At 66.7% G+C, this 24,360-nt stretch carries 20 protein-coding genes; 4 read left to right on the top strand and 16 right to left on the bottom strand.

Annotated features, from left to right (window positions below):
* The 10 genes from C1932_RS15710 to C1932_RS15755 form a co-directional block, all read right to left on the bottom strand.
* The gene (locus tag C1932_RS15710; RefSeq protein ID WP_234412169.1) at positions 1-4,230 is read right to left on the bottom strand and encodes a YadA-like family protein; all 4,230 of its coding nucleotides are present in this window, start codon (positions 4,228-4,230) and stop codon (positions 1-3) included.
* A 58-nt stretch (positions 4,231-4,288) separates the two neighbouring features.
* Entirely contained in the window at positions 4,289-4,993 is a 705-nt protein-coding gene (locus C1932_RS15715) for a pilus assembly protein (protein WP_108762794.1), read from the bottom strand.
* Positions 4,994-5,007: 14 nt separating this feature from the next.
* A complete protein-coding gene (locus C1932_RS15720) occupies positions 5,008-6,141 on the bottom strand; it encodes a CfaE/CblD family pilus tip adhesin (protein WP_234412171.1) in 1,134 nt (377 codons plus the stop codon).
* Positions 6,138-8,867: a TcfC E-set like domain-containing protein gene (locus C1932_RS15725; protein WP_108762795.1), complete on the bottom strand. Its 2,730-nt coding sequence runs from the start codon at positions 8,865-8,867 to the stop codon at positions 6,138-6,140. Before C1932_RS15725 ends, C1932_RS15720 begins: the two co-directional genes overlap by 4 nt.
* 51 nt (positions 8,868-8,918) lie before the next feature.
* Positions 8,919-9,422 carry a CS1 type fimbrial major subunit gene (locus C1932_RS15730; protein ID WP_108762796.1) on the bottom strand — a complete coding sequence of 168 codons (504 nt, stop codon included), beginning with the start codon at positions 9,420-9,422 and terminating at the stop codon, positions 8,919-8,921.
* Between the two features lie 424 nt (positions 9,423-9,846).
* Positions 9,847-10,911: a hypothetical protein gene (locus C1932_RS15735; protein WP_108762797.1), complete on the bottom strand. Its 1,065-nt coding sequence runs from the start codon at positions 10,909-10,911 to the stop codon at positions 9,847-9,849.
* Positions 10,912-11,072: 161 nt separating this feature from the next.
* Positions 11,073-11,438, bottom strand: coding sequence for a NirD/YgiW/YdeI family stress tolerance protein (locus C1932_RS15740; protein WP_108762798.1), 366 nt, complete (start codon positions 11,436-11,438; stop codon positions 11,073-11,075).
* Between the two features lie 177 nt (positions 11,439-11,615).
* A complete protein-coding gene (locus tag C1932_RS15745) occupies positions 11,616-12,893 on the bottom strand; it encodes a citrate synthase (RefSeq protein WP_108754031.1) in 1,278 nt (425 codons plus the stop codon).
* A gap of 296 nt (positions 12,894-13,189) precedes the next feature.
* The gene (locus C1932_RS15750; RefSeq protein WP_079223041.1) at positions 13,190-13,432 is read right to left on the bottom strand and encodes a type B 50S ribosomal protein L31; all 243 of its coding nucleotides are present in this window, start codon (positions 13,430-13,432) and stop codon (positions 13,190-13,192) included.
* 88 nt (positions 13,433-13,520) lie between these two features.
* Positions 13,521-14,459 carry a nucleoside hydrolase gene (locus C1932_RS15755; protein ID WP_108762799.1) on the bottom strand — a complete coding sequence of 313 codons (939 nt, stop codon included), beginning with the start codon at positions 14,457-14,459 and terminating at the stop codon, positions 13,521-13,523.
* A 684-nt stretch (positions 14,460-15,143) separates the two neighbouring features.
* Between C1932_RS15755 and C1932_RS15760 the strand changes: the two genes are divergently transcribed.
* Complete coding sequence (locus tag C1932_RS15760) at positions 15,144-15,551, top strand: hypothetical protein (protein WP_108762800.1); 408 nt, start codon at positions 15,144-15,146, stop codon at positions 15,549-15,551.
* A gap of 150 nt (positions 15,552-15,701) precedes the next feature.
* Here the strand turns inward: C1932_RS15760 and recG are convergent, their stop codons facing one another.
* The 6 genes from recG to C1932_RS15790 all read right to left on the bottom strand — a co-directional run bounded on the left by recG (position 15,702) and on the right by C1932_RS15790 (position 22,515).
* Entirely contained in the window at positions 15,702-17,813 is a 2,112-nt protein-coding gene (gene recG / locus C1932_RS15765; protein ID WP_108762801.1) for an ATP-dependent DNA helicase RecG, read from the bottom strand.
* A gap of 7 nt (positions 17,814-17,820) precedes the next feature.
* Positions 17,821-18,207, bottom strand: coding sequence for a RidA family protein (locus tag C1932_RS15770; protein ID WP_108750974.1), 387 nt, complete (start codon positions 18,205-18,207; stop codon positions 17,821-17,823).
* Between the two features lie 113 nt (positions 18,208-18,320).
* The gene (locus C1932_RS15775) at positions 18,321-20,477 is read right to left on the bottom strand and encodes a bifunctional (p)ppGpp synthetase/guanosine-3',5'-bis(diphosphate) 3'-pyrophosphohydrolase (protein ID WP_108750975.1); all 2,157 of its coding nucleotides are present in this window, start codon (positions 20,475-20,477) and stop codon (positions 18,321-18,323) included.
* 105 nt (positions 20,478-20,582) lie between these two features.
* The gene (gene rpoZ / locus C1932_RS15780) at positions 20,583-20,882 is read right to left on the bottom strand and encodes a DNA-directed RNA polymerase subunit omega (protein ID WP_108750976.1); all 300 of its coding nucleotides are present in this window, start codon (positions 20,880-20,882) and stop codon (positions 20,583-20,585) included.
* Between the two features lie 110 nt (positions 20,883-20,992).
* A complete protein-coding gene (gene gmk, locus C1932_RS15785) occupies positions 20,993-21,658 on the bottom strand; it encodes a guanylate kinase (RefSeq protein WP_108754034.1) in 666 nt (221 codons plus the stop codon).
* The gene (locus tag C1932_RS15790) at positions 21,655-22,515 is read right to left on the bottom strand and encodes a YicC/YloC family endoribonuclease (protein ID WP_108754035.1); all 861 of its coding nucleotides are present in this window, start codon (positions 22,513-22,515) and stop codon (positions 21,655-21,657) included. Before C1932_RS15790 ends, gmk begins: the two co-directional genes overlap by 4 nt.
* Before the next feature lie 128 nt (positions 22,516-22,643).
* Between C1932_RS15790 and rph the strand changes: the two genes are divergently transcribed.
* From rph to rdgB, 3 genes are read left to right on the top strand one after another with little or no spacing between them, the layout of a single operon-like run.
* Positions 22,644-23,369: a ribonuclease PH gene (gene rph, locus C1932_RS15795; protein ID WP_108750979.1), complete on the top strand. Its 726-nt coding sequence runs from the start codon at positions 22,644-22,646 to the stop codon at positions 23,367-23,369.
* Positions 23,366-23,755: a VOC family protein gene (locus C1932_RS15800; protein WP_108762802.1), complete on the top strand. Its 390-nt coding sequence runs from the start codon at positions 23,366-23,368 to the stop codon at positions 23,753-23,755. The genes rph and C1932_RS15800 overlap by 4 nt, the downstream gene beginning before the upstream one ends.
* On the top strand, positions 23,752-24,348 hold the full coding sequence (gene rdgB / locus C1932_RS15805; RefSeq protein WP_108757066.1) for an RdgB/HAM1 family non-canonical purine NTP pyrophosphatase: 597 nt from the start codon (positions 23,752-23,754) through the stop codon (positions 24,346-24,348). The genes C1932_RS15800 and rdgB overlap by 4 nt, the downstream gene beginning before the upstream one ends.
* Positions 24,349-24,360 lie beyond the last annotated feature (12 nt).

The raw sequence follows: 24,360 nt of genomic DNA on the forward strand, positions 1-24,360 counted from the left end.
TCACCACCCAATGCCCAGACCCACGCCCATGGTGCGTTCACCGCTGTTGGTGAAGGCGCCATTGAGACTGAAGGTGGCTGAGCCCTTTTCGTTGAGGACGCGCTGGTAGCCCACCGCCATGGCCGATTCACCATCGCTGTAGCCCACGCCCGCACCCAGTCGGTTGTAGGTGTTCAGGCCAGCGGTGTTCATGGCCATTGCACTCTGCGCGCTGCTCATCGCGGCCATGCGGTTGAAGCGCTTGTCCATCTTGTCCAGGCGCGCATCCACCTGGCGGGAGATGCCATCGCTGTACTCGTTGGCGCGGGCCAGCATTTTCTCCAGCTCAGCGGTATCCACCTGGGGGGTGGGCGCCTCCGGCGCCGGTGCCTCGGCCTTCGGCGGGGCCGCCGCGATCACGCCGCGGTCGCCACCCGTCGCGTCCTGCGGCGTGTCGGCCAACGTCGACGCGGTGCGCGGGCTGACCTCCGGCCGCCCGTCGATACGCTGCTCGACCCCGTCGATGCGGGTATTGAGCTGCTGCTGCATGGCGTGCAGCTGCCCACCGTTCACTGCATCGCGGCTGCCGGCCGCGACCAGGCCGTTGGCCACGTTGCCCAGGACCATGCCATTGGCGCCCGCCAGATTCAGCTGGCCGAGGCCATCGGCACGCACCGTGGTGCCGTCCTGGAACACGGAGTTCAGTTGCTGTTCCACGCGCTCGGTGCGGCCTGCCTGCTCGATCACCGCACCATCAAGGGCGCTGAGTGCTTCGCCCAGTGAGTTCTGCAAGCGCCCTTGCAGAGTGTAGGTTGGGCGAATGACATTGCCGTTCGCATCCAGGCCGGCACCACCGCCGAGAACGGCCAGGCTGTCCGAAAGCTGGCCGACCGTCACGGCGTTGTGGGAGGCGGTGCCACGGGCGAGATTTGTAAGGCGACGTTTCAGGGATGCGTGGCCGATGGACACGGTATTGCTCTCATCAGCTATAGAATATCGCCCCAACGCCACCGCATTATCTGCCCCATTTTCTATCAACGAATACTTGCCAATAGCCAAGCCACCTACCGCATTAACACGAGCGCCTAGTCCTATCGCGATTCCATCCGTCGACGCTTCCGAAACGTAAGAACCGCGCCCCAGCGCAACCGAGTTCATTCCCAGCGCAAATGAGTACGCTCCTACCGCCGTTCCGCCTTCGGAATCCGGCGAAGCAGAGGCACCATTGCCCAGCGCCACGCCATAGATGCCAGCGCCGGCACCGACACTGCCGGCCTCGTCGCCAAACGCCATCAACCGGCCCACCGATTCAATCTGGCCGATGCGCTGGTGGGTGGCATGAAGCTGCCCGCCAGTGACCACATCGCTGCTGTCCGCGGCGATCCGGCCGTCGCTGACACCGGTCAGCGTCGCGCCACCGAAATCAATCGGATTTCCAGCAGCGACGGAGGCAGCGGCGTTCTGTGCCACCCGGCCCTCGCGCTTGTCCTGCAGCCTGTCAATTTCATCGCGGTTGCGTGCGATATCAGCCTTGGCCTCGAACAACTGGCTGCCAGTCACCGCGTCGCGGCTGCCGGCGGCGATCCGCCCGTCAGCCAGGTTGGACAGGACCATGCCCTGAGCGCCGGCCAGGTTCAGCTGACCAATGCCGTCGGCACGCATTGCGGCACCCGCCTGGAACATGTCATCCAGTTGCTGTTCTACGCGCCCGGTCTTTTCCGCTTGCGCGACCACCGCGCCGTCGAGGACGTTCAGGGCGTCGCCGACCGTATGCTGCACCCCTCCTTGAACCCTGTAGCTTGGCGCGACGACAAACCCCTCGGCATCCACAGCTGCCCCACCACCCAGAATCTGGATGGCTTCATCCAGCTGAATGACCGTAACCGCATTGTGGCCGGTAGTGCCACGAGCAACATTGGCGATTCGGCGCTCGAGTCCTATGCCACCGATGGAAAGAGTGTTCTCCTCGACTGCGACTGAATCAGCACCTAGCGCAATGGATTGATGTGCTCCTTCCAGTACCTTTGAGTTCACACCCATGGCAACTGCCTCGTGGGCGTCTACATTGCTCCCTGCGCCCAAAGCAAAGCCGCTCACGGAGTTTCTGCTTACGTACGCGGCTCTCCCTAGTGCAACAGAGTTCAGAGCAAGCGCGGATGCATACGTACCCACCGCTGTACCGCCTTCGGAATCCGGCGAAGCAGAAGCACCATTGCCAATCGCGACGCCATAGATGCCGGCGGTAGCGTCCACACTGCCCGCCTCGTCGCCAAACGCCATCAGCCGCCCCACCGATTCCACCCGGCCGATACGCTGGTTGGTGGCGTGCAGCTGCCCGCCATTTACTGCATCGGTGCTCGTGGCCGAATCGATATCGCCTGCGCCCACGCCGGTGACCAGCGCGCCGTCCATGTCCACGCGGCTGCGGTCGGCACTGAACATGACCACGCCGTCGAGATCCGGATCGAAATCCTCGAACGCCTCGCGCAACCGCTCCAGTCCATCGCGATTGTCCGCAATCAGACCATCCTGTCCATCAAGGCGCCCATCCTGCACGTTGACGGCTTCGTTGGTGGCATGCAGCTGGCGCCCGTTCACCGCCTCAATGCTGGTGGCAGTAAGCGCGCCGTCGGCAACGCCCGTGATGCGCCGGCTGCTGTTGCCGCTGTTGCGCACATCCAACACCCCACCGCTGTTGGCCGCGCCCAGTCGCACGCTGCCACTGCTGCTGGTCTGGCTGAGCAGGCCCGCCAGCGTGTTGGCCTTGGACAATGCACTGTCGGCGCTGGACTTTGCTGCATTGGCAGTGCTGGTGGTGGCAGCCAGGGTCTGGTTGGTCGCGTGCAGCTGCCTGCCGCTGATCGCGTCGGAACTGGTGGTGCTGATCGTGCCGTCGGCCACACCACTGAGGCGTCGATTGCCGCTGGCGCTGTTACGGATATCCAGCACACTGCCGCCGTTGGCCTCGCCCAACCGCACGGTGCCCGTGCTGCCGGTCTGGCCCAACAGGCCGCCAAGCACGTTCGCTTTCGACAGCGCGCTGTCGGCCGCGGTCTTGGCACTGTTGGCGGTGGTCCGTGCCGTGTTGGCAGTGCTGGTGGCCGCGGTGACGTTCTGGTTGGTGGCATGCAGCTGCTTGCCGGTGACTGCGTCACTGCTGGACGTGCCCAGCGCGCCATCTGCAACGTTCACGATCTTGCGCTTCATCGAGCTGTTGCCGACCGATACCTGGTTGGTCGCCGAGGTCGTTGAGCGCGCGCCCAAGGCCACCGAGTCCAGGTGCGATGCACTTGATTTTTCGCCCAGTGCCACGGCAAAACGGGCGCTGCTGCTGTTGACCTGTGCGCCATAGCCGAATGCGACCGCGCCTTCGGCCACCGCCTTGGCACCCGCGCCGATGGCAAACGCCGAATATGCGGAGGCGTTGGCCCCCTGCCCCAGCGCAATGGCCTGCTTTCCCGTACTGCGGCTGTCCATGCCCAAGGCCAGGCTGCCTGCGCCTGTTGCATGTGCGGACCGTCCCGCTGCCAGCGCCCCGCTGGCCTTGGCCTGGCTGCTCTTGCCTACTGCAATGGCGTCGTATTCGGCACGACTCTCACCTCCGAGCGCGATCGCCCCCGTGTAGCCGGCGGTGCCCGCATACGCGTTTCCACCAATTGCAATGCGCGAATCGCCCGCACTGCTGTCGACCGTGCTGGAACCGCTGCCGATGGCTATGGAGTTTTCCGAGTAGGCGCGAGCGGAGTGACCCAACGCAACCGTACCGACGCCATCGGAGTAGGCATCGCCGCCGATGGCGGTGCTGTAGCCGCGCCGGACCTTGACGTTGTAGCCAACCGCGACATTGCGCTCGCCGTTGGCGTCGATCAGGTTGCCGTAGCCGACCGATGTGGACCCGCGCAGCGAGGATCGCGAGCCGACGACGACCAGGTGATTGCCGTCCACGGTCGAGTCCCGGTAAGCCATGTCGGTGGTCAGGGTCAACTGGCCATGCGGTGCAGGTGCGAGCAGTGCATCGGTCGAGGCAGGTAGGCCGGCCGCATGTGGCGCCCAAGCGGAACCGAACGCTGTCCACAGCGCTCGGTATTGCATCGCCAAGGACAGCACGTCTGCATCTTCATGCGCATGGCCAGCGTCGGGCGTGCCAGCCCAAGCCGCGGGCAATGCCAGCAGCAGCGCGATCACCAGCGGAGTACGTGGCAGCGAGCAAGTGCCGGTGTCATTGCGTCGCGGTGCACGTGGGTCGTTCATGGCGTTCTCCTTAACAATCAGGACAAGAGCAGCTCCGCGCGGTACGCGGAGCGGGGGTTCAAATGACGGCCGGGGTCAGGGTCTGCACGTGCTCGCGATGGCCATCGCGGGTAAGGCGGTAGCGCAGTTGCACGGTATGGCCTGGCTGCGCGTCGAAAGGCAGGTGCAGCACGCCGCCCGGATAGAGCGCGCGAGAAATGTCGTGCGCTGTGCATCGGCTGCCCACACAGTCGGCCACGCTGGTGATGCCGACCCGCAGCGTGCCCAGGTTCAACAACGCGTTGCTTTTCACCCGCAGATCGACGTGCGCGTCCACCGGCAGCACGTTGACCAAGGCGCCCCACACCAGGCTGACACCGACCTGCGCCTCGGCCCCCTCGCTGGCATCCGGGGCCGCCTCGTCGGGGCCGGCGACGCCTTCGAAATACACGCGATAGGCGGTCTCTACTTCGGGCGGCCGCAATGGCACGATGCGGATGAGGCGGTTGCCGCCACCGGCCAGCGCGAATTTGGCCGGGGTAACAGCAATGGCCGCCTCCTCGGGGTCCAGTTCCACTTCGTGCTCGGTTTGCTCGGCCGGGTTGACGATGCGGCGCAGCGATACCTGCACGTACTGCGGCTGGGTGGACTGCGAGTACACCCGGATCTGGGTGGGGCGCTTGCCATCCACCGAGGTGCGCATGGGATGGATGGTGAGGTTGGCCTGCGCCTGCGAGGCCAGCAGGAGCGACAGCGGCAACAGGCAACGGATGACGGGCTTCATGGGGCCTCCGGGATTCAAGGGGTGGTGGTGGGGACGCGCAGCTCGATCTGCAGCGCGCCGTCGTAATGGCCGTTACGCTTGCCGGCAACGGGTACGCGCGGTGTCTCGAACGTCAGTGGGGTAGGCACGCAGAACACCGGCTGGTTCATGCCCGGCAGCAGCACCATGCGCAGCCGCGCGCTGTCGATGCCGTGCAGTTGCTGTTCGACGCCGTTGCGCATGGGTACCGGCGTGCCGTTGTGGTCGAGGGTGACGGTAAAATCCAGCCGCTGGCTGTCATCGGTGCCACCATCGACATGCCATGCCGAGTAGCCACTTCCCCCGGGCGCACGACCGCTGTTGTCGCGCACGGTCACGCCCAGATAGGTGGATTGCGAACCGAGCCCGTCGTACAGGCACATGTCCAGTTCGTTGCGGCCCCCGATCACTTTGGCGATGGGGTCGTAGCGCAGGTTCAGACCCACATGCGGCGTGACATGGTTGAACAGCGGAAAATGGATCGCGACCGCGTCGTGGTCGGTGATGGTGAAGTCGAGGTTGAAGGTGTAGGTGGCGAGGCTGGGACCGCCCTCATGCGCAGGCATCTCCAGCGTCAGCCGCGCGGTCCAGCGGCCGGCGACCAGACGCTCGAGTTCCGCACGTGAAATTTGCAACTGAACGCCGAGGCCTGCTGCTTGGTGCGGCAGGCACTTGAGCAAGTGCGCAGACCACATCGCTCGTTGAAACGGCTCCCAAAAGGTCGAGTAGCATGCGGGACCTGAGTAGATGCGCGACAAGCTCCCGACCAACTGAAACTCGACGGTCGTTCCACTGCGGCTTTCAATAGCAGTAGCCCCGATTTCTCTGGCACCGCTCAGGGGACTATCAATTCCCGAAGCCGGGCACCGCCCCTCCGAAGCATCCGTCTCCGACCTGCACACCAGATGCGCCGTCCCGTAGGCATTGGGGTCGGCCGCCGAATAGGCCAGCACTGTCTTCGGCGCCCACAGCACGATCTCCGCCGGGATGGCCGAGCGGTCCCAGCTCATCACGATGTCCTGGTGCGCGCTGGCCGGATGCGTTTCCGGGGGCTGCTGCGCCCCGGCTTTCGGCAGCACTGCCGCCAGCGCGCCGGCCAGCATCCACTTCCACAGATCACGGTAGTTCACGGGGTACCTCCTGCCGCAGGGGTGTGGGTGGTGCCAGCAATCAATGCCTGTTCCTGCAGCAGGCGGGTCACCCGCGCCTGCTGGCGGATGTCGACCGGCAGCTGTGCCACCGTCAATGGTTCGCACTGCACTGCACCGACCAGCAGCACCACGTGGCGGCGCTCGCGCACCTGCAATGGGCACTGCAGCAGGTGCTCGTCCTGCAGCAGGTAGAGCGTGCGTTCGCGGCGCGGGAACTCGGCCACGAAACCGCCGTTGCGACCGGTGCCCGGCACGGGCGCGTTGAGGATGCGGGCGCCACCCAGTGGCGCACCGGCCAGGTCGCGCGCGTTGCCGATGAAGGTGTAGGTCACCTCGATCGGTACCGGCATGCGCAGCAGGCGGCCCGGCGGCAGGTACAGCGGCCGCACGCCACCTGCACCGCTCACGCGCACCGACGCGCTGCTGTCCAGCGTGCTGGCGTCCTGTACTTCGGCGCGGTGCGATTGGTAGGCCGGCATTGGCAGCAGGCGGCGCTCGCCCAGCTGCAGGCGCTGCCGGTGCAGGCCGCCCAGGTGTACTTCGGCGGCGACGCCACGCAGTTCGTGGTCGTCGGTGTCCTGCACCTGCACTGCTACGCCGGCCTCGGCCCCCGGGCCACCGCCCCAGTAGAAACCGCGACGGCCCAAGGCGAACCCGGAACTATGGGTGGCGCTGTAGGACAACTCATCGCGCCCCGACTGGTGATAGCGCGCCAGTGCGGCACTGGTCTGGCCCATGGAATTCTGCACTTGGCCACTGAGCGAGGCGCTGTAGGCATCGGCATTGCTGCCGCGCAGTTCGGCGGTTGCCTCGCGGTAGTGGCTGTCTGCTTCCTGCCGCACGCTCTGCGCCACGCTGTAGGTCAGCTCCGGGCGCGCATGCTGCGGCTGCCGCGCGTCCACCGCGTAGCGGCGCTGCGCCGTGCCCTGCAGGCCACGCTGCAGGCGGCTCAGGCTGACGTTGAGGTAGACGCCGCGATCGTGCTGGCGGCCACCGGCCAACAGTTCATCACTGCGTTGCATCCACGCGCCCACGCGCGTCGATGCCGTGAATTCGCCCCAACGCTGGGTGCGGCTGTAGCTGGCCTGCCAGGTACGGCTGAGCCGGGGCTGTCGCCGCGGCTCGGGCAACAGCGGCGGCAACAGCGGTTCAAGCGCCCCCAGCGGATCGTCCTGCGCCCCCGGCAGGCCGCGGCCGCTGCGCCAGGTCTGCCGGCGCGTGTAGGCCACGTAGGCGCTGCCGCGAGCCAAAGGCAGCGACACCGAGGCGCTGAGGGAATCGGCGCAGCCCAGGCGGTCACGGGCGTCATCCAGGAATCGGCAGGCGTTGCCGCGCATGCGTTGCTGGTACAGGTTCCAGGCCGCCCGGCGCCGGTAGGACAGCTGATGCTGCTGGCCGTGACTGCCATCGCTCCCGCGCATGCCGCTGAAGGAGGCACGCACATCCTGCTGGGTGAACATGTGGCGCAGGTCCACGCGCAGTTCGCCATAGGTCACGCCGCCCAGGCTGGCAATGCCGCCGGTCAGCGCGGCATCGCGGCCCAGCGGCACCCGCGCACCGGCCATCGCCATGCCCTCGCCCTGGAAGCGGTCGCGGTAGCGCTCGTCGCGCTGGCCACCCTGTACGAACCATTGCCAGCGCGTATTGGTCCAGTCGCCGCCCTTGTCGAACGGCGCGTCCTCGCTGCGCACCAGCACGCCGTCTTCATAGATGCGCAGGGTGACCAGATAGTTGCCGAACGGGAAGCTGCGCGTGTCCAGCTGGTTGACGCCGCCCTGCAGGTAGTAGGTCTGCAGCAGGCGTTGGCCGTCGAACGCATCCACCCGCGCATCGCGCGCCAGCAGCACGGTCAGCGGCGAGGCCTGCACCGCACCGGCGCTGTCCACGTAAGCCTGGGTGGTGCCAGCGCGCACGCCCTGGAAGCGATCCAGCGGCAGCATGCTGAAGCTGAAGGTGCCGCCCTGCGGGCTGGACAGGTTGCGGCGGTCCATGCGCCCGGCCTGCAGGTAATGCTGCTGGCCGAGGTCGTGCCGGTAATACGCATTGTCGAACTGGAACTGGTCGCGCGTGCGGCTGCCACGATGGCGCTGGTGGTTGAATGTCCAGTCGACGGCGGCATGGCCGCGCTCGAACAGACCCAGCACGCCGCCGCCCTGCGCGCTGACGGTCAGCGCGTTACGGCTGCCGCTGGCATTGATCATCTGCCGGTGCAGGAACGCATTTTCGGCGTTGGCGCTGACTTCGTGGAAACGCTTGACGATGGGTTCACCGGGCAGCCATTGACGGGCCACGAACAGGCGCACCGCACCTTCGCCTTCGTCGTACAGCGCTTGCACGGCGGCAGGATCCTCGGGCGGATCGAGGTAGCCGCAGCCTGCGGCGGCACCACCGTAGCGGCAGGCCAGATGGCTGTTGCGTGGCATCGGCTGCGACAGCGCCGGCAACAGTGCCGACTGCGCGTCCGGTGACAGATCCAATGCCTGCAGCACGGCTGCAGGGTCTTCCAGCTGCACGTGCTCCAGCGTCACACGTACCGGCGAAAGACCGGCCGAGCGACCGAACAGGCGGATGTCCAGCTGTTCGACCTGGCCTTCAACCAGATCTTCGAAACCGGCGGGGACGCCCCGTGCGCTGGCCAGCGGGCTGGCCAACGACAGGGCGAGCGCCACCGCCAGCCGGGTGAGGGCGGGTGCAGAGATGATCATGGGGGAAAAACCAGAAGCGGCCGGCCCGCGCACGGGCCGGCACGGGGGAACTTACGGAGCGCCGGCCTTCTGAACCATCGCAATGCTGACCAGGCCGGTGTAGCGGCCCTTGGCAGTAATCGGCGTCTGCGTGGTCTGCTTGATGGTGAGCGGCATCGCCACCGAGGCACCGGGCATTGCCCCATCGAACAGATCACCTGCCAGGAAATCCTCGGCCACGGTACCCAGCACGCGGCGATTGAGCAGAACCTGCATGGGCACGGCTGCACCGGTGCCATCCTGGTGGACCAGCGAAGGCGCGCTCAGCAGGCGTACTTCGACATCGGCATCTTCATCGTTGGAGTAGATACGCACCATGCGCTCCCACGGCACCAGACCGCTGGTGGGGTTGTGGGTAAGCGCCACCGAATCGGGCAGCACGCTGCCGTCGGCCTGCAGCAGGGCCAGGGTCGGGTCGACGTCGGCCCACACCGTGATGTGGGTTTCCGCCGCATGCGCGGACAGCGAAGCGGTGGCCAGCGCTGCACCGAGCGCGGCTTTCTGGAGGATATGCATGGATGTCTCTCTCGGACAATGGAATAGGGACAGCTCCCCTCCCGAACGGAGATAAGGGAGGGGAGCGCCGCCCGCCGGGTGGGGGTGGGCGACGGAGAGAATGGTAGGAATCCCTACGCCCGGCGGCTATTCAAGCATTCCTAAAACGTTGAACGTTAAGTGGAATTTTTGAATTAGCTCAATGTTCGAGAGTTATGCAAGTTTCCTCAGGCCGTGTTTGCAAGAATCCTCATTGCAATGGCGCAGCGGCGAGGCAAAGCGCGAGTAACGCGCAAGGAAACGCCCCGCGGTTGCGGGGCGTTTGGAAGGGTATCAACGTGCGCTGTCAGAAGAAGATCGCGTACAGGATCAACAGCGGAATCGGCACGCCCAACATCCAGAGCAGAATCATTTTCATGGTAGTTCTCCTTGCACAATATCCAGGTCAGAGATCGCGGCGACGGCCACCCCAGGTGGCACTGAGACTTGCGAAGAACGCGCCGATCAGCAGGGTGATGAACAGCCAAAGCGCAGCATAGGCCGTTGCCTTGCGAGCATCGTCGGCCGCCTGCTTGGCGGTGTTTTTTGCCTTTTCCAGCGCGGCGCGCATGCGCGTCTGCACATCGGTGACACGGGCCTGCGCTTCGGCCGGGCTCATGCCGGTTTCACGCGCAATGAGCTGCGACAGGTACTGGGTATCGGCCGGGTCGAGGCCGTCGCCCTGCAGGCTGTTGACGATGATGCGGTTCACCTCGGCACGCACTTCGCGGCGGTCGCCCATCGGGCCACGGCCCGGCAGGGGGCGCGGCGGCGCCATGCCGGCCTCGCGCGGGCCCGCATTCGGTGCCTGCGGCGGAGCAGCGTTCGGATCCGCAGGCGCACCCGGCGGTGGCGGCGCCGAGGGATCGGCGGCACCGGCGTTGGTGGCGCTGCGAAACAGTGAATCCACCCAGTAGTTGAGGTCGCCTTCCGGAGCGGCCGCAGCAGCGCTACCGGCACCCGCGGCGGCAACACCCGCCGTGGATGCAGCGGCACCTGCGGTGGCGCCGGCCACCTTGGCGCCCGTGCCAAGCACGCCGCCTATGGCAGACGTCAGCAGGCCCGCGGTAAGCAGCGTGGCCACCGCCCATGACACGAAGCCATGCGCGGTATCGCGGAAATAGGTCTCATCGCCATGAATCTGCGTCCACTTTGTGCGAAGGCGCCCGGCCAGGTAGCCGCCCAGGCCGGAAGCTGCGAGCGCGGTGAAGGTGAGCCAGACAATACTGGACCAGCCAAAGGTTTCCTTGCTGACGCCTTCAAACGACCACGGCGACACCGAGGACAGGCCCAGGCCGACACCGAGGATCAGCAGGATGAGCGAGAGCGCGGCGGCCGCAGCGGCACCGGCGAAGATCGCCCCCCAAGACACTGCACTCTCGCTGGGCGGCGCGACAAGGGGTGCCGTGACAACGGTGGCTACATCAGGACCGGGGTGGCCGCGGTCGGGCGGGTCGAAACGGGTATTCATGGGGCGGACGCTCCGTATCAAGTGCTGCGGGTGCAGCTGGCGTCCTCAGCCTGCGCGAGCCGTCGTGAAGCGGGTGAGACTCTCCTGTCACGCGGCGTTGGCATCCGGCGGCGGGCGCGCGTTCATCCTCCCGCCGCCTTGTCAGGCAGACGCCCCTGTAATCACCGCCCGGTGAGAACGCGAACGTGGTCCACATCGATATCGGTCGGCTTGAACCGATGCGTATCGACCTCGCCATGCAGTTCCACCACGGTCGTGGCGCTCACGGCCTGGTGACTGGGAAGGTCCTTGTCATCAATCTCGACATCGATTTCACCCGTGGCGTCCTTGAAGCGATAACGCTCATGGCCAATCTTGGCCACCAGAGTGCCCTGCAGGACAACGGGCTGGTCGTCGTGCTGGGTACGCGCCTCGGCCACGGTCGTGACGGCGCGGGTGGCGCCAGGGCCGGTGTATTGGGCATGGGCAGTGCTGCTGACGATCGCCAGGGGGGTAGCAATAAGGGCGATGGCCAATAGACGATGCATGGCAGGCTCCGGGTAAGCGGGAAGGTGCCGCCATTGTTTACCCCGGCTGCCGTGACGCCCATGCAATTACTACGAAAGCGCGCGCCGTAAGCGCGCCGCTCAAGCCCCGTTCATCGGGATCAACAAAAAACGCCCCGCTCAAAGGCGGGGCGTCTTTACGGCAACCTGCCGGGGCGATCAGCCCTGGTAGTCGCGCACGTCGCTGCCGGTGTAGACCTGGCGCGGACGGCCGATCTTCATTTCCGGGTCAACCTGCTGTTCCAGCCAATGCGCCACCCAGCCGGAGGTACGGCCCAGGGCGAACATGACGGTGAACATTTCGGTCGGGATCTGCAGCGCCTTGTAGATGATGCCGCTGTAGAAATCGACGTTCGGGTACAGCTTGCGGGCCACGAAGTACTCGTCCTGCAGCGCGGCCTGTTCCAGCTTCACGGCCACGTCCAGCAGCGGATCCTGCACGCCCAGCTGCTTGAGCACCTTGCTGGTCATTTCACCGATGACCTTGGCGCGCGGGTCGAAGTTCTTGTACACGCGGTGGCCGAAGCCCATCAGGCGGAAGCCGGAGGTCTTGTCCTTGGCCTTCACCACGGCCGATTCGACGTTGTCGGCCGAACCGATCTCTTCCAGCATCTTCAGCACGGCTTCGTTGGCGCCGCCGTGGGCCGGACCCCACAGCGCGGTCACGCCAGCGGCGACCGACGCGTACGGGTTGGCACCGGTCGAACCCACCAGGCGCACGGTCGAGGTCGAGGCGTTCTGCTCGTGGTCGGCGTGCAGGATGAACAGCAGGTCCAGCGCCTTCACCACGTCCGGGTTCAGATCGTACTGGCCATCGGCCGACTCGAAGGTCTGCTTCAGGAAGCGGCTGACGTAATCCAGCGAGGTGTCCGGCTTGTTGGCCGGCAGGCCCTTGCCGTGGCGGTAGATCAGCGCCGACAGGGTCGGCACCTTGGCGATCAGGCGCACGGCGGCCTGGCGGCGCTGTTCGGCGTCGGACAGGTCCAGCGAGTCGTGGTAGATGGCCGACAGCTGCGCGATGGCTGCTGCCAGGATGGCCATCGGGTGGGCATCCTTGGCGAAGCTGGCGATCAGCGCGTTGACCGAATCGTCGACGTTGGCTTCGGCGGTCAGCTCATCGGTGAAGGCCTTCAGCTGCTCGGCGCTGGGACGCTCGCCGTTGATCAGCAGGTAGGCCACTTCGACGTAGCTCGACTTTTCCGACAGCTGTTCGATCGGGTAGCCGCGGTACAGCAGCACGCCCTTGTCGCCATCGATGTAAGTGATGGCCGACTTGCAGCTGGCGGTGGCGGTGAAGCCGGAATCGTAGGTGAAGAACCCCGTTTCCTTGGTCAGCTTCGCGATGTCGACGCAGTCGTTGCCAAGAGTGGGTTTGATGACGGGCAGAACGACCGACTTGTCGCCGGCGTTGAGCGTGACCTGATCAAGATCGGACACTGTGTGCGCTCCTTCATGGGAAGGCGCCTGCCCAAGCGCATTGGTCAGGCACGTGAATGACGTCCTCGGCCTGTGCCGGGGATCACGCCATTATCGCACAGCAGCATTTGCCGGGTGCTAGACAGAAGTCGTAGACGACAGGCAGCCGCAGGCCTGCCGACAAGCGGCCCGGATGGGCAAAGCGGCCAGGGGCTGAACGCACTGTTCCGTCCATCCAAACGCCCGTTGGGCAGGCGCCGGACAAAAACAAACGGCCGCGCAATGCGCGGCCGTCGGTTCCAAGCAGTAACGACGTATCAGCGCGCGTAGCGCTTCTGGAACTTGTCGATACGGCCCGAGGTGTCGATGACCTTGTGCTTGCCCGTGTAGAACGGGTGCGAAGCCGAGGAAATTTCGACCTTGACCAGCGGGTACTCGTTACCGTCGGTCCAGGTGGTGGTTTCCTTGGTCGCCATGGTCGAGCGGGTCAGGATCTTGAAATCGGAGGTGACGTCTTCGAAGACGACGTCGCGGTAGTTCGGATGGATATCGGCCTTCATGGGCTCACACCGTAAATGGGCTGGTGGTCAAGAGCGGCATTATAAGCACCGGTTGCCGCGCGGGGCAACCGGTGCGTCGGCATTGGCCTTAGACCGCGCCCAGGGCCTGGCGTACCAGGGCCTCGAAACGGGCCTGGTCGTAGGCCATCAGCAGATCGCAGTTGTCCGGCTGGCCGGTCTGGCGGTTCCAGTCGACGATGGTGGCGCCGCGGCTGAACGTACCGTTCAGTTCCACGTTCAGCGGACGCGATTCCACCTGCAGCTGCCCTTCCGGGTTCAGCGCCCAGGCCATGGCCACCGCATCGGCGGTGTACCAGCGGCCGCCCTTGGCGTCTTCGGACAGGGCGCGGGTCTTGCGCGAGATCAGTTCGTAGAAGCGCGCGCGGTCGGAATCGGCCTGCAGCCACTGTTCCGCCTGTTCCAGCGGCAGGCCGTGGGCAACGGTGGCTTCCCAATCCGACACCAGCAGATGCTTGAACGAGGTGAACACCACGTGCGCCGCTTCCGGGTCGAAGGCGATGTTGAATTCGGCTGCCGGGGTGATGTTGCCGTGGCAGGTGACCGCCCCGCCCATCACCACGATGCGCTTGATGCGCTGGGGCAGGGTCGGGTCGAGCTTCAGCGCCAAGGCCAGATTGGTCAGCGGGCCCAGCATGACCAGCATCAGCTCGCCGGCGTACTGGTGCGACAGGCGCAGGATGGCCAGCGCGGCGTGCTCGGTTTCGGCCTGGCGGCTGGGCGGCGGCAGGTCCACGTCGCCATAGCCATCACGGCCGTGCACGTGGGCAGCGTCCATCGAGGGGTGGATCAGCGGATCGGGGCTGCCGGCGAACACCGGCACATCGGTGCGGCCGACGATGTCGCAGAGCTTGAGGGCGTTGCGGACGGTGTAGTCGAGGCCGACATTGCCGGCGGCGATGGTCAGGGCGACCACGTCATGCCGTTCGTCGGCGAAGGCCATCAGCAGGGCCAGAGCGTCGTCCACACCGGGGTCGGTGTCGATCAACAGCGGGATCTTGTGGGTCATCGTTGCCGTCTTCAGATCGGCAACGAAGTGTGGACCGGGTTGATGACCGTTGCAAGTACGGGGATGGGGGGTGTCTGGCAGGGCTGCGCCCTGCACCTGCTACGGGCAACGGCAACGGCAACAGCGGACATTCCGTGGGATGGCGGGGTGGGTCCGGTTACGGGGGACGCCGTGAATCCGTCCATGGAGGCGCGGTCGCGCCATCCATGGCGCTCACGCCCCCGCAACCGGACCCACCCCGCCTTCGACGGTTTCCTGCGATCTGCCGGAACGGCAGTGGGGTCGGATCCCGTTGCGTTGCAACGGGCTCCGACCCCGGTTTGGAGCCATTCGATGTGTCGCAAATGCCTTCGTTGGAATGGGCGTCGTGCGCTTGCACGGAATTCGAGGTTTCCAACTTTCCTCATTGAGGCGGCAAGGTCTTCGTGGAGAACATGGGGCGCCATCGACAACGGATGGCACGGGACTCCAATCCCGATTGATCTGAGGGTTGTTTACGCTTGCCTGTCGGCGTCGTTCGTTCTGGTCCGGACGACGTCGGCAGGCAATCCGTCTGTGCGCTACGGCGGGCGGTGCGTGGAGGGCGTCATGCCCACCGGCTTTCTTCAGATCACCGGTATTGGAGCCACGCACCGCCTGCCACCTGCGCTGCCGCGTCGGTGGTCATCCATTGAGGACACCACGATGAGCACTACCCACTACCCGTTTCTTGTCGCCACGCTGGGTGACGCGGCGGGTCGGTTGCCGGATGATCTGGCGCGTACGCTGGAATCCACCTTGGCCGCCACGCAATCGGCCAACACCAGCGATGGCCCTACCCTTCTCGCGTGCCTGCGCCACATTCGCCAGGGGGACGGCGCCGATGGCCAGCCCGTGCGGGGCCGGGGCCGTTCTGCCAGCCAGCGTGCGGCGCTGGGACGGTTGGACCGCGCTACGGCCGGCATGGGTGTTCTGCTGGAAGTGCTGCATGCCGCAGAGCGCGTGCGTGTGGACGGCGAGCCGGACCAGCAGGTGGGTGACGATGTGCGCGAAGGCCTGCTGCTGGCCTGCCGCAGCCTGTGCGAGTACATGGGCACACATACGCCGTTATAGCGTCGAGCCATGCTCGACTGACGCGCGCCGCGGGAACCGCCGCCGGGCATGGCCCGGCGCTATTTGATAGATCCACGCCGTGTGTGGATGGGCATCGCGAGCGTTGGGGGTCAGAGCCCTTTGCTGCGCAAAGGGATCTGACCCCGGGGCTTACGCCGAGGCGTAGCGAACGGCGGTGCCGATCCAGCGCTGCACCACGCGGTCGGCCAGCGCGGGCTGCTGGGCCAGCAGGCGTTCGGCCAGGTCGTGCACGCCCGGCAGCAGGCCGGCGTCGCGGGCCAGGTCGGCAATGCGGAAACCGGCCAGGCCGGTCTGCCGGGTGCCCAGCAGTTCGCCAGGGCCGCGCAGTTCCAGGTCCTTTTCGGCAATGACAAAGCCATCGTTGGTTTCGCGCATGGTCTGCAGGCGCTCGCGCGCCATCTGCGAAAGCGGCGCCTGGTACAGCAGCACGCAGCGCGACACGGCCGAGCCACGCCCGACCCGCCCGCGCAGCTGGTGCAGCTGGGCCAGACCAAGACGCTCGGCATTCTCGATCACCATCAGCGAAGCGTTGGGCACGTCCACGCCCACTTCAATGACGGTGGTCGCCACCAGCAGGTCGATCTCGCCGGCCTTGAACGCGACCATCGTCGCCAGCTTTTCCGCGGCCTTCAGCCGGCCATGCACCAGCCCCACGCGCACGCCCGGCAGCAGCGCCTGCAGCGACTCGTAGGTGGCCTGCGCGGGCGTGGCATCCAGCTCTTCGCTTTCCTCGATGAGCGTGCAGACCCAGTACACCTGGCGCCCTTCCTGGCAGGCCAGGGCGATGCGCTCGATCAGTTCCGGGCGGCGGTCGTTGTTCAGCGCCACGGTCTGCACCGGGGTGCGGCCGGGCGGCAGTTCGTCGATGGCCGACACATCCAGATCGGCATATTCGGACATGGCCAGCGTGCGCGGAATCGGCGTGGCGGTCATCACCAGCTGGTGCGGCACGCTGTGCGCGCCGGCCCCCTTGTCACGCAGGGCCAGGCGCTGGTGCACGCCGAAGCGGTGCTGTTCGTCCACGATGGCCAATGCCAGATCCTGGAACACCACCGCCTCCTGCATCAAAGCGTGGGTGCCGACTACCACCTGCGCCTCGCCGTTGGCCACCTGCTCGATCACCTTGGCGCGCGCCTTGCCGGTCACCTTGCCGGCCAGCCAGGCAATGCGCACGCCCAGCGGTTCCAGCCAGCCGCGCAGATTGTTGAGGTGCTGTTCGGCCAGCAGCTCGGTGGGCGCGGCCAGCGCGACCTGCTTGCCCTGCTCCACCGCCAGCATGGCGGCCAGCGCCGCCACCACGGTCTTGCCCGAACCCACATCGCCCTGCACCAGCCGCAGCATCGGGCTGGGCCGCGCCAGGTCTTCGCGGATCTGCTTGAACACCCGTGCCTGCGCGCCGGTGAGGGCGAACGGCAGCTGCTTCAGCAGGGCCTTGGCCAGCTTGCCCGGGCCTGCCAGCGGCGGCGCGTGGTGCGCCTGCAGGGCAATGCGCTGGCGACGCAGGCTGAGGTGGTGGGCCAGCAGTTCTTCCATCGCCAGCCGGCGCTGCGCCGGGTGGGTGCCAGCGGCCAGGGCGGCCAGATCGGCATCCGGCGGCGGCCGGTGCACGGTCAGCAGCGCGCTGCGCAACGACGGCAGGCCCAGGCCATCGAGCCAGCCAGTGGGCAGCAGCTCCAGCGTGTCTTCTTCGGGAAGGCGGTCCAGCGCCTGGCCGATCAGCTTGCGCGTCGTCATCGGCCCCACGCCTTCCACGGTGGGGTAGACCGGGTCCAGGCGATCGCCCAGATCCGGATCGTCATGGCGGCCCAGCACCTGGTAGCTGGGGTGGACGATTTCCAGGCCCAGGTGGCCCGGTTTTGGCGTGCCGAAGCAGCGCAGCCGGTTGCCCACCGCGAACTGGCCCACCTGCTGCTGGCGGAAGTGGAAGAAGCGCAGCACCAGGGTGCCGCGGCCTTCGTCTTCCACCGCCACCTTCAGCATGGGCCGGTGGCGCATGCCGCGTTCGACCGCTACCACGCGCACGTCCACCTGCGCCGGCACGCCGTTGCGCAGGTCTTCAATCAGGGTCAGGCGGGTACGGTCTTCATAGCGCAGTGGCAGGTGCAGCCACAGATCCTGCAGGGTGGCCAGACCACGCGCCTGCAGTTTGGCGGCCACGGCCGGACCCACGCCGGCCAGCATCGCCAGGGATGCTTCGCCGGACGGTGACAGTACCGGGGTGACCGCCGCCTTGCGTGCCACGTGGCGGTCAGTCGATGACCATCACCGCGTCGACCTCGAAGTTGGCGCCCTTCGGCAGGCCCGAGACTTCGATGGTGGAACGGGCCGGGAACGGGGCCTGGAAGTAGTCCTGCATGACCGCGTTGACCTTGGCGAACTCGCCCAGGTCGGTCAGGTACAGGCCCAGACGCACGACCTTGTCCAGCGAACCACCGGCGGCTTCGGCCACGGCCTTCAGGTTGTCGAAGGCGCGGCGGGCCTGCGCTTCGATATCGCCGGCACCGACGATGTCACCGGTGGCCGGGTCCAGCGGAATCTGGCCGGAGAAGTACACGGTGTTGCCGGCGCGCACGGCCTGCGAGTACGGGCCGATGGCGGCGGGTGCCTTTTCGGTGTTGATGATCTGGCGGGACATGGTCGCTCCGGTGCTTTGGGAAAACAGAGCGGTGATTGTACCGGGTGGGCGCCGCAACGGCTTGGGGTCGGAGCCGTTTCCCAACGGGAAACGGCTCCGACCCCAGGTGTGCGTTATTGGCGGCGTACCGACTGCACCACCGACAGGCGGCGCAGGCGACGCATCACTTCGGCCAGGTGGTTGCGGTCGCGTACCTGGATGTTGAACGCCAGCACGGCGGCGTTGAAGTCGCGGTCCAGGTAGTCCACGCGTTCGATGTTGGAGTGGCTCTGGGCAATCGCGGCGGCCAATTGCGCCAGCACGCCGGTGCCGTTCTCCACTTCCACCACCAGCGCGGTGTCGTAATCGCCGGACACGGTGGTGTCCCAACCGATCGGCACCCAGCGTTCGGGCGACTTGCGCAGCTCGGCCAGGTTCGGGCAATCCATGCGGTGCACCACGATGCCCTTGCCGGCGGTGTGGTAGCCCATGATCTCGTCGCCGGGAATCGGCTGGCAGCAACCGGCGAAGGTGACCACGCCGCGTTCGCTGCCGTTGATCAGGATCTTTTCCTGCGAATGGTGGCGCGGGCCGCCACGCAGTTCGGCGTAGGACATCAGCGCCTGCGCGGCCTGGGTCGGCATCCAGTTGCCCAGTGCCACTTCGGCCAGCAGCGCTTCCAGGCGCGGGTAGCGGTGCTCGGCCAGGAAGGCGTCCAGACGGCCCTTGGGCAGGCGTTCCAGCGACGAATCCATCGCTTCCAGCGCGCGGTCCAGCATGCGGTGGCCCAGCTGCACGGCGTCTTCGTGTTCCAGCTGTTTCAGCTGGTGGCGGATGGCGGTGCGCGCCTTGCTGGTCACCACGAATTCCAGCCACTGCGGCTTGGGCGTGGCCGAACGCGCGGTGATGATTTCCACCGACTGCCCCGACACCAGCTTGGTGCGCAGCGGCACCAGCTTCTTGTCCACGCGCGAAGCCACGGCCATGTTGCCCACGTCGGTATGCACGGCGTAGGCGAAATCCAGCGCGGTGGCGTTGCGCGGCAGGGCCAGGATCTTGCCCTTCGGGGTGAACAGGTAGACCTCGTCCGGGAACAGGTCGACCTTCACGTTGTCGAGGAATTCCAGCGACGAACCGGCGGCGCGCTGCGAATCGATCAGTTCCACGATCCAGGCATGGGCACGGCTCTGCGCGCTGTTGGGGGTGTCGCCGCCGAACTTGTAGGTCCAGTGCGCGGCCACGCCGCGTTCGGCGATCAGGTCCATTTCCTCGGTGCGGATCTGCACTTCGATGGGCGAACCGTACGGCCCGAACAGCACGGTGTGCAGCGACTGGTAGCCGTTGGCCTTGGGAATGGCGATGAAATCGCGGAAGCGCCCGTCCAGCGGTTTGAAGGTGGCGTGCACCGCGCCCAGCGAGTGGTAGCAGCTGGGCACGCTGCGCACGACCAGGCGGAAGCCGAACACGTCCATCACCTGGTCGAAGGATTTGTTCTCGTCGCGCATCTTGTTGTAGATGCTCCACGGGGTCTTGATGCGGCTGACCAGGCGGTGTTCCAGGCCTTCTTTGGCCAGCCGCTGCGACAGCTGCACTTCCACCTGCGCCATGGCCTCGCGGCGCACCACCGGCTGGCTGCGGATGTGTTTTTCGATGATCGCGTGGCGCCACGGGTACAGCGCCTTGAAGCCCAGGTTCTGCAGCTCGCTCTTGACCAGGCTCATGCCCAGGCGCTGGGCGATGGGCGCGTAGATTTCCAGCGTTTCGCGGGCGATGCGGCCGCGCGCTTCGCGGCTCTGCGCGCCCAGCGTGCGCATGTTGTGCAGGCGATCGGCCAGCTTGATCATGATCACGCGCAGGTCGCGCGACATCGCCAGCAGCATCTTGCGGAAGCTTTCGGCGGCCGCTTCCTGGCGGTCGCGGAACTTCAGCTTGTCCAGCTTGGTCACGCCATCGACCAGCTCGGCCACGGCTTCGCCGAACTCGGCGGCCAGTTCCTCGCGGGTCAGCGGGGTGTCTTCGATGGTGTCGTGCAGGATCGCAGCGATCAGCGCTTCCACATCCAGGCCCAGCTCGGCCAGCACCTGGGCCACGGCCACCGGGTGGGTGATGTAGGGTTCGCCCGACTTGCGCGTCTGCCCAGCATGTGCCGACGCACCGACTTCCCAGGCCCGGCGCAGCAGCGGCAGCTGCTCGGGGGGCAGGTAGTGGGCGGCGCGTTCAAGCTGGAGGACGTAATCAGGTACGGCCGCGGCGGTGGGCGCGGCTACCTTGGCAGTGGGGCCTGGGTTCATGCCCGAAGCCTATTCCAGCGCGACGTTTACGGCAAACCCTGAATGCGAAACAGCCCGCACGGAGCGGGCTGTTCGGCTGTCCAGCAATGACCTTGATCGATGCGATCAATCGTCGTTCTTGGACATGTCTTCGTCGGCAACCACTTCGGCGGCGGCCCATTCCAGCGCTTCGCGCTCGGCACGCTCGCGCTCGGCCTTCTCGACTTCGTCGATCAGCGCGTTGTCGATCTTGCGGGCAGCGATTTCGCGCAGCGCCAGCACGGTCGGCTTGTCTTCGGTTTCGCTGTTGTCCAGCGTGGCCTGCACGCCATTGGCGAGCTGGCGGGCGCGCTTGGAGGCCATCATGACCAGGTCGAAACGGTTGTTAACGACTTCCAGGCAATCTTCTACGGTAATGCGGGCCATACGGGCTCCCGGCGACCGGTCGGCCGCTCAGTCGAATGAGGGAAAGGGGACGGAGTGTACGGCCAGGGGCTGGACAAAATCAAGCCAACCCCTGGCGGAGCCTTTTGGAATCAGTCAGTTGCGCCCGAATCCGGGGTCAGCAGAGCCTGGATCAGGCCGGCATGGCGGACCTTCTGGGCTTCCCGGCGCAGGCGGCTGGCGGTGAAGATGGCGCACAGCTCGTTCACCGCAGTATCGAAGACTTCGTTCACGATCACGTAGTCGAAGTCGTTGAAGTGCAGCATTTCCTCGCGCGCCGCACCCAGCCGCTGGGCGATCACCGCCTCGCTGTCCTGGCCGCGCTTGCGCATGCGGTCCTGCAGGGCCTGCTTGGACGGCGGCAGGATGAACACCGTCACCGTGCCGGGCACCAGCTGGCGCACCTGCTGCGCACCCTGCCAGTCGATCTCCAGCAGCACGTCCTGGCCGGCGGCCAGCTGTGGTTCCACCGACTGCCGGGCGGTACCCTTCCAGTCGCCGTGCACCCAGGCGTGCTCGAAGAAATCGCCGGCGGCGATCATTTCCTCGAACTTCTCCGCGCTGACGAAATGGTAGTGCTCACCGTTCACTTCGCCCGGGCGCATGGCGCGCGAGGTAAAGGAGATCGACAGCGCGATCTGCGGGTCGCGCGCCAGGGTGGCGTTGACGATGCTGCTTTTGCCGGCGCCGGACGGCGCGGCCACGATGTACAGGGTGCCGCGCGCGGGCGCGCCGATGGGGGTGGGCTGGCTGCTCATTCGATGTTCTGCACCTGTTCGCGGATCTGGTCGATCAGCACCTTCAGTTCCACCGCCGCGTTGGACGTGCGGCTGTCCACCGACTTGGAACCCAGGGTGTTGGCTTCGCGGTTGAATTCCTGCAGCAGGAAATCCAGGCGGCGGCCGACCGGCTCGCGCTGCTTCAGCACGCGGCGGATTTCCACGATGTGGCTGCCCAGCCGGTCCAGCTCTTCATCCACGTCCAGCTTCTGCAGCCACATGACCAGTTCCTGCTCGGCGCGACCGGGGTCGACCGGGTGCGGCAGGTCGGCCAGGCGGGCAGCGAGCTTGGCGCGCTGGCCGTCGCGAATGGCCGGAATGAGCGTGCGAACTTCGGCGGCGATGCGCTCGATCGCGTCCACGCGCTCGGCAATGGCGGTGGCCAGCTTGTCGCCTTCGCGCTCACGGGCGGCCACGAAGCCGTCCAGCACCTGCTCCAGCAGGGCCAGCGCTTCCAGCTGCAGGGCGGCGGCATCGGTGGCCTCGCCCTGGGTCACGCCCGGCAGCTGCAGCAGCTCGGTGAAGCTGACCTGCAGGTTGGGGAAATCCGAGGTGAGGCGGTGCGCCAGCTGACCCAGCTGGCCCAGCAGCGCTTCGTTCACCTGCAGGCTGGCGGCGGCTTCGGGTGCGCGCAGGCGCATCACCAGGTCCAGCTTGCCGCGGCTAAGGCGCGCGGCGATGCGTTCGCGCAGCTGCGGTTCCAGCGCACGCAGTTCCTCGGGCAGGCGGGTGCCCACTTCCAGGAAGCGGTGGTTGACCGAGCGCAGCTCGCAGCCCAGCGTGCCCCAGGCCGTGGCGCGCTCGCCACCGGCATAGGCCGTCATGCTTCGAATCATCAGCGTTTCCGATGCTCTCAAAGGGGGAATGGTACCCTAGCGGCCCTATTCGAGCCTCCCTGCCTGCCCCTGACGGGTGCGGGCATGGCGGCGTACCTGCCTGTCTTACCCTCCAGGGAATTCGCACCATGTCCGATGCCCGCCCCAGTGGCCGCCAGCCCGACCAGCTCCGTCCGGTCGTCATCCAACGCGGTTTCACCCGCCACGCCGAAGGCTCGGTGCTGGTCTGCTTCGGTGAAACCCGCGTGCTGTGCACCGCCAGCGTGGAAAACCGTGTGCCCGGCTTCCTGCGCGGCAAGGGCGAAGGCTGGGTGACCGCCGAGTACGGCATGCTGCCGCGCGCCACCCACACCCGCAGCGACCGTGAAGCCGCGCGCGGCAAGCAGGGCGGCCGCACGCTGGAAATCCAGCGCCTGATCGGCCGCAGCCTGCGTGCCTGCGTGGACCGCAATGCGCTGGGCGAACGCACCATCACCCTGGACTGCGACGTGCTGCAGGCCGACGGTGGCACCCGCACCGCGGCCATCACCGGCGCCTACGTGGCCCTGGTCGACGCGGTGAACGTGCTGATGAAGCGCGGCGACATCAAGCGCAACCCGATCCTGGGCGCGGTGGCCGCCGTGTCGGTGGGCGTATACCGCGGCACCCCGGTGCTGGACTTGGATTACGCCGAAGACAGCGACTGCGACACCGACATGAACGTGGTCATGAACGATGGCGGCGGCTTCATCGAACTGCAGGGCACCGCCGAAGGCCATGCCTTCCGCCGCGATGAACTGGATGCGCTGCTGGGCCTGGCCGAAAAGGGCGTGGGCGAACTGCTGGCCGCGCAGCAGGCGGCGCTGTCGGCATGAACCGTCGCATCGCCCTGACCACCCTGGTGGTGGCCGACTACGACGAAGCCATTGCCTGGTACACCGGCAAGCTGGGCTTTGCCCTGCTTGAGGACATCGACCAGGGCAGCAAGCGCTGGGTGGTGGTCGGCCCGACCGACGGCAGCGCCGCCGCCCTGCTGCTGGCCCGCGCCAGCAACGAGGAGCAGCGCAGCCGCATCGGCAACCAGACCGGCGGCCGCGTCGGCTTCTTCCTGAACACCGACGATTTCCGCCGCGACCACACCGCCATGCTGGCCGCCGGGGTGGAATTCCTGGAGGCCCCGCGCGAAGAACCCTATGCCACCGTTGCGGTGTTCCGCGACCTGTACGGCAACACCTGGGACCTGCTGGAGCCCCGCGCATGAAGACGCTCGTGCTTGCCAGCCACAACGCCGGCAAACTGGTGGAAATGCAGGAGATCCTGGCCGACCTGCCGCTGCAGATCACCTCGGCGGCCGAGCTGGGCCTGGGCGATGTGGACGAAACCGGCCTGACCTTCGTCGAGAACGCGCTGCTGAAGGCACGCGCCGCCTGCGAGGCCACCGGCCTGCCGGCGCTGGCCGATGATTCGGGCCTGATCGTCGATGCCCTGGGCGGCGCGCCCGGCCTGTACAGCGCGCGCTATGCCGGCCACCCGACCAACGCGGCGGCCAACAATGCCAAGCTGCTGCAGGCCATGGCCGAGGTGCCCGATGGCCAGCGCAGCGCGCGTTTCTATGCGGTGATCGTGCTGCTGCGGCACGCCACCGACCCGCAGCCGCTGATCTGCGAAGGCCGCTGGGAAGGGCAGATCATCCGCGAACTGCGCGGTACGAATGGCTTTGGCTACAACCCGGTGTTCCTGGACACCACCCACGGCCTGACCGCCGCGGAAATGGAGCCGGCGCTGAAGAACGCGATCAGCCACCGCGCACTGGCCCTGCAGCAGCTGAAGCTGCAGCTGGCTGCCGCTCTCTGACCCACACCCGCA

The organism is Stenotrophomonas sp. YAU14D1_LEIMI4_1 (assembly GCF_003086815.1).
GTDB lineage: Bacteria > Pseudomonadota > Gammaproteobacteria > Xanthomonadales > Xanthomonadaceae > Stenotrophomonas.

Bases quoted from the DNA above. Each gene is read 5' to 3' on its own strand.
- rpoZ (WP_108750976.1), bottom strand. From the start codon at position 20,882: ATGGCCCGCATTACCGTAGAAGATTGCCTGGAAGTCGTTAACAACCGT.
- C1932_RS15755 (WP_108762799.1), bottom strand. From the start codon at position 14,459: ATGACCCACAAGATCCCGCTGTTGATCGACACCGACCCCGGTGTGGAC.
- rdgB (WP_108757066.1), top strand. From the start codon at position 23,752: ATGAAGACGCTCGTGCTTGCCAGCCACAACGCCGGCAAACTGGTGGAA.
- rph (WP_108750979.1), top strand. From the start codon at position 22,644: ATGTCCGATGCCCGCCCCAGTGGCCGCCAGCCCGACCAGCTCCGTCCG.
- C1932_RS15710 (WP_234412169.1), bottom strand. From the start codon at position 4,230: ATGAACGACCCACGTGCACCGCGACGCAATGACACCGGCACTTGCTCG.
- gmk (WP_108754034.1), bottom strand. From the start codon at position 21,658: ATGAGCAGCCAGCCCACCCCCATCGGCGCGCCCGCGCGCGGCACCCTG.
- C1932_RS15760 (WP_108762800.1), top strand. From the start codon at position 15,144: ATGAGCACTACCCACTACCCGTTTCTTGTCGCCACGCTGGGTGACGCG.
- C1932_RS15790 (WP_108754035.1), bottom strand. From the start codon at position 22,515: ATGATTCGAAGCATGACGGCCTATGCCGGTGGCGAGCGCGCCACGGCC.
- C1932_RS15730 (WP_108762796.1), bottom strand. From the start codon at position 9,422: ATGCATATCCTCCAGAAAGCCGCGCTCGGTGCAGCGCTGGCCACCGCT.
- C1932_RS15740 (WP_108762798.1), bottom strand. From the start codon at position 11,438: ATGCATCGTCTATTGGCCATCGCCCTTATTGCTACCCCCCTGGCGATC.
- C1932_RS15800 (WP_108762802.1), top strand. From the start codon at position 23,366: ATGAACCGTCGCATCGCCCTGACCACCCTGGTGGTGGCCGACTACGAC.
- C1932_RS15750 (WP_079223041.1), bottom strand. From the start codon at position 13,432: ATGAAGGCCGATATCCATCCGAACTACCGCGACGTCGTCTTCGAAGAC.
- C1932_RS15775 (WP_108750975.1), bottom strand. From the start codon at position 20,477: ATGAACCCAGGCCCCACTGCCAAGGTAGCCGCGCCCACCGCCGCGGCC.
- C1932_RS15725 (WP_108762795.1), bottom strand. From the start codon at position 8,867: ATGATCATCTCTGCACCCGCCCTCACCCGGCTGGCGGTGGCGCTCGCC.
- C1932_RS15735 (WP_108762797.1), bottom strand. From the start codon at position 10,911: ATGAATACCCGTTTCGACCCGCCCGACCGCGGCCACCCCGGTCCTGAT.
- C1932_RS15715 (WP_108762794.1), bottom strand. From the start codon at position 4,993: ATGAAGCCCGTCATCCGTTGCCTGTTGCCGCTGTCGCTCCTGCTGGCC.
- C1932_RS15770 (WP_108750974.1), bottom strand. From the start codon at position 18,207: ATGTCCCGCCAGATCATCAACACCGAAAAGGCACCCGCCGCCATCGGC.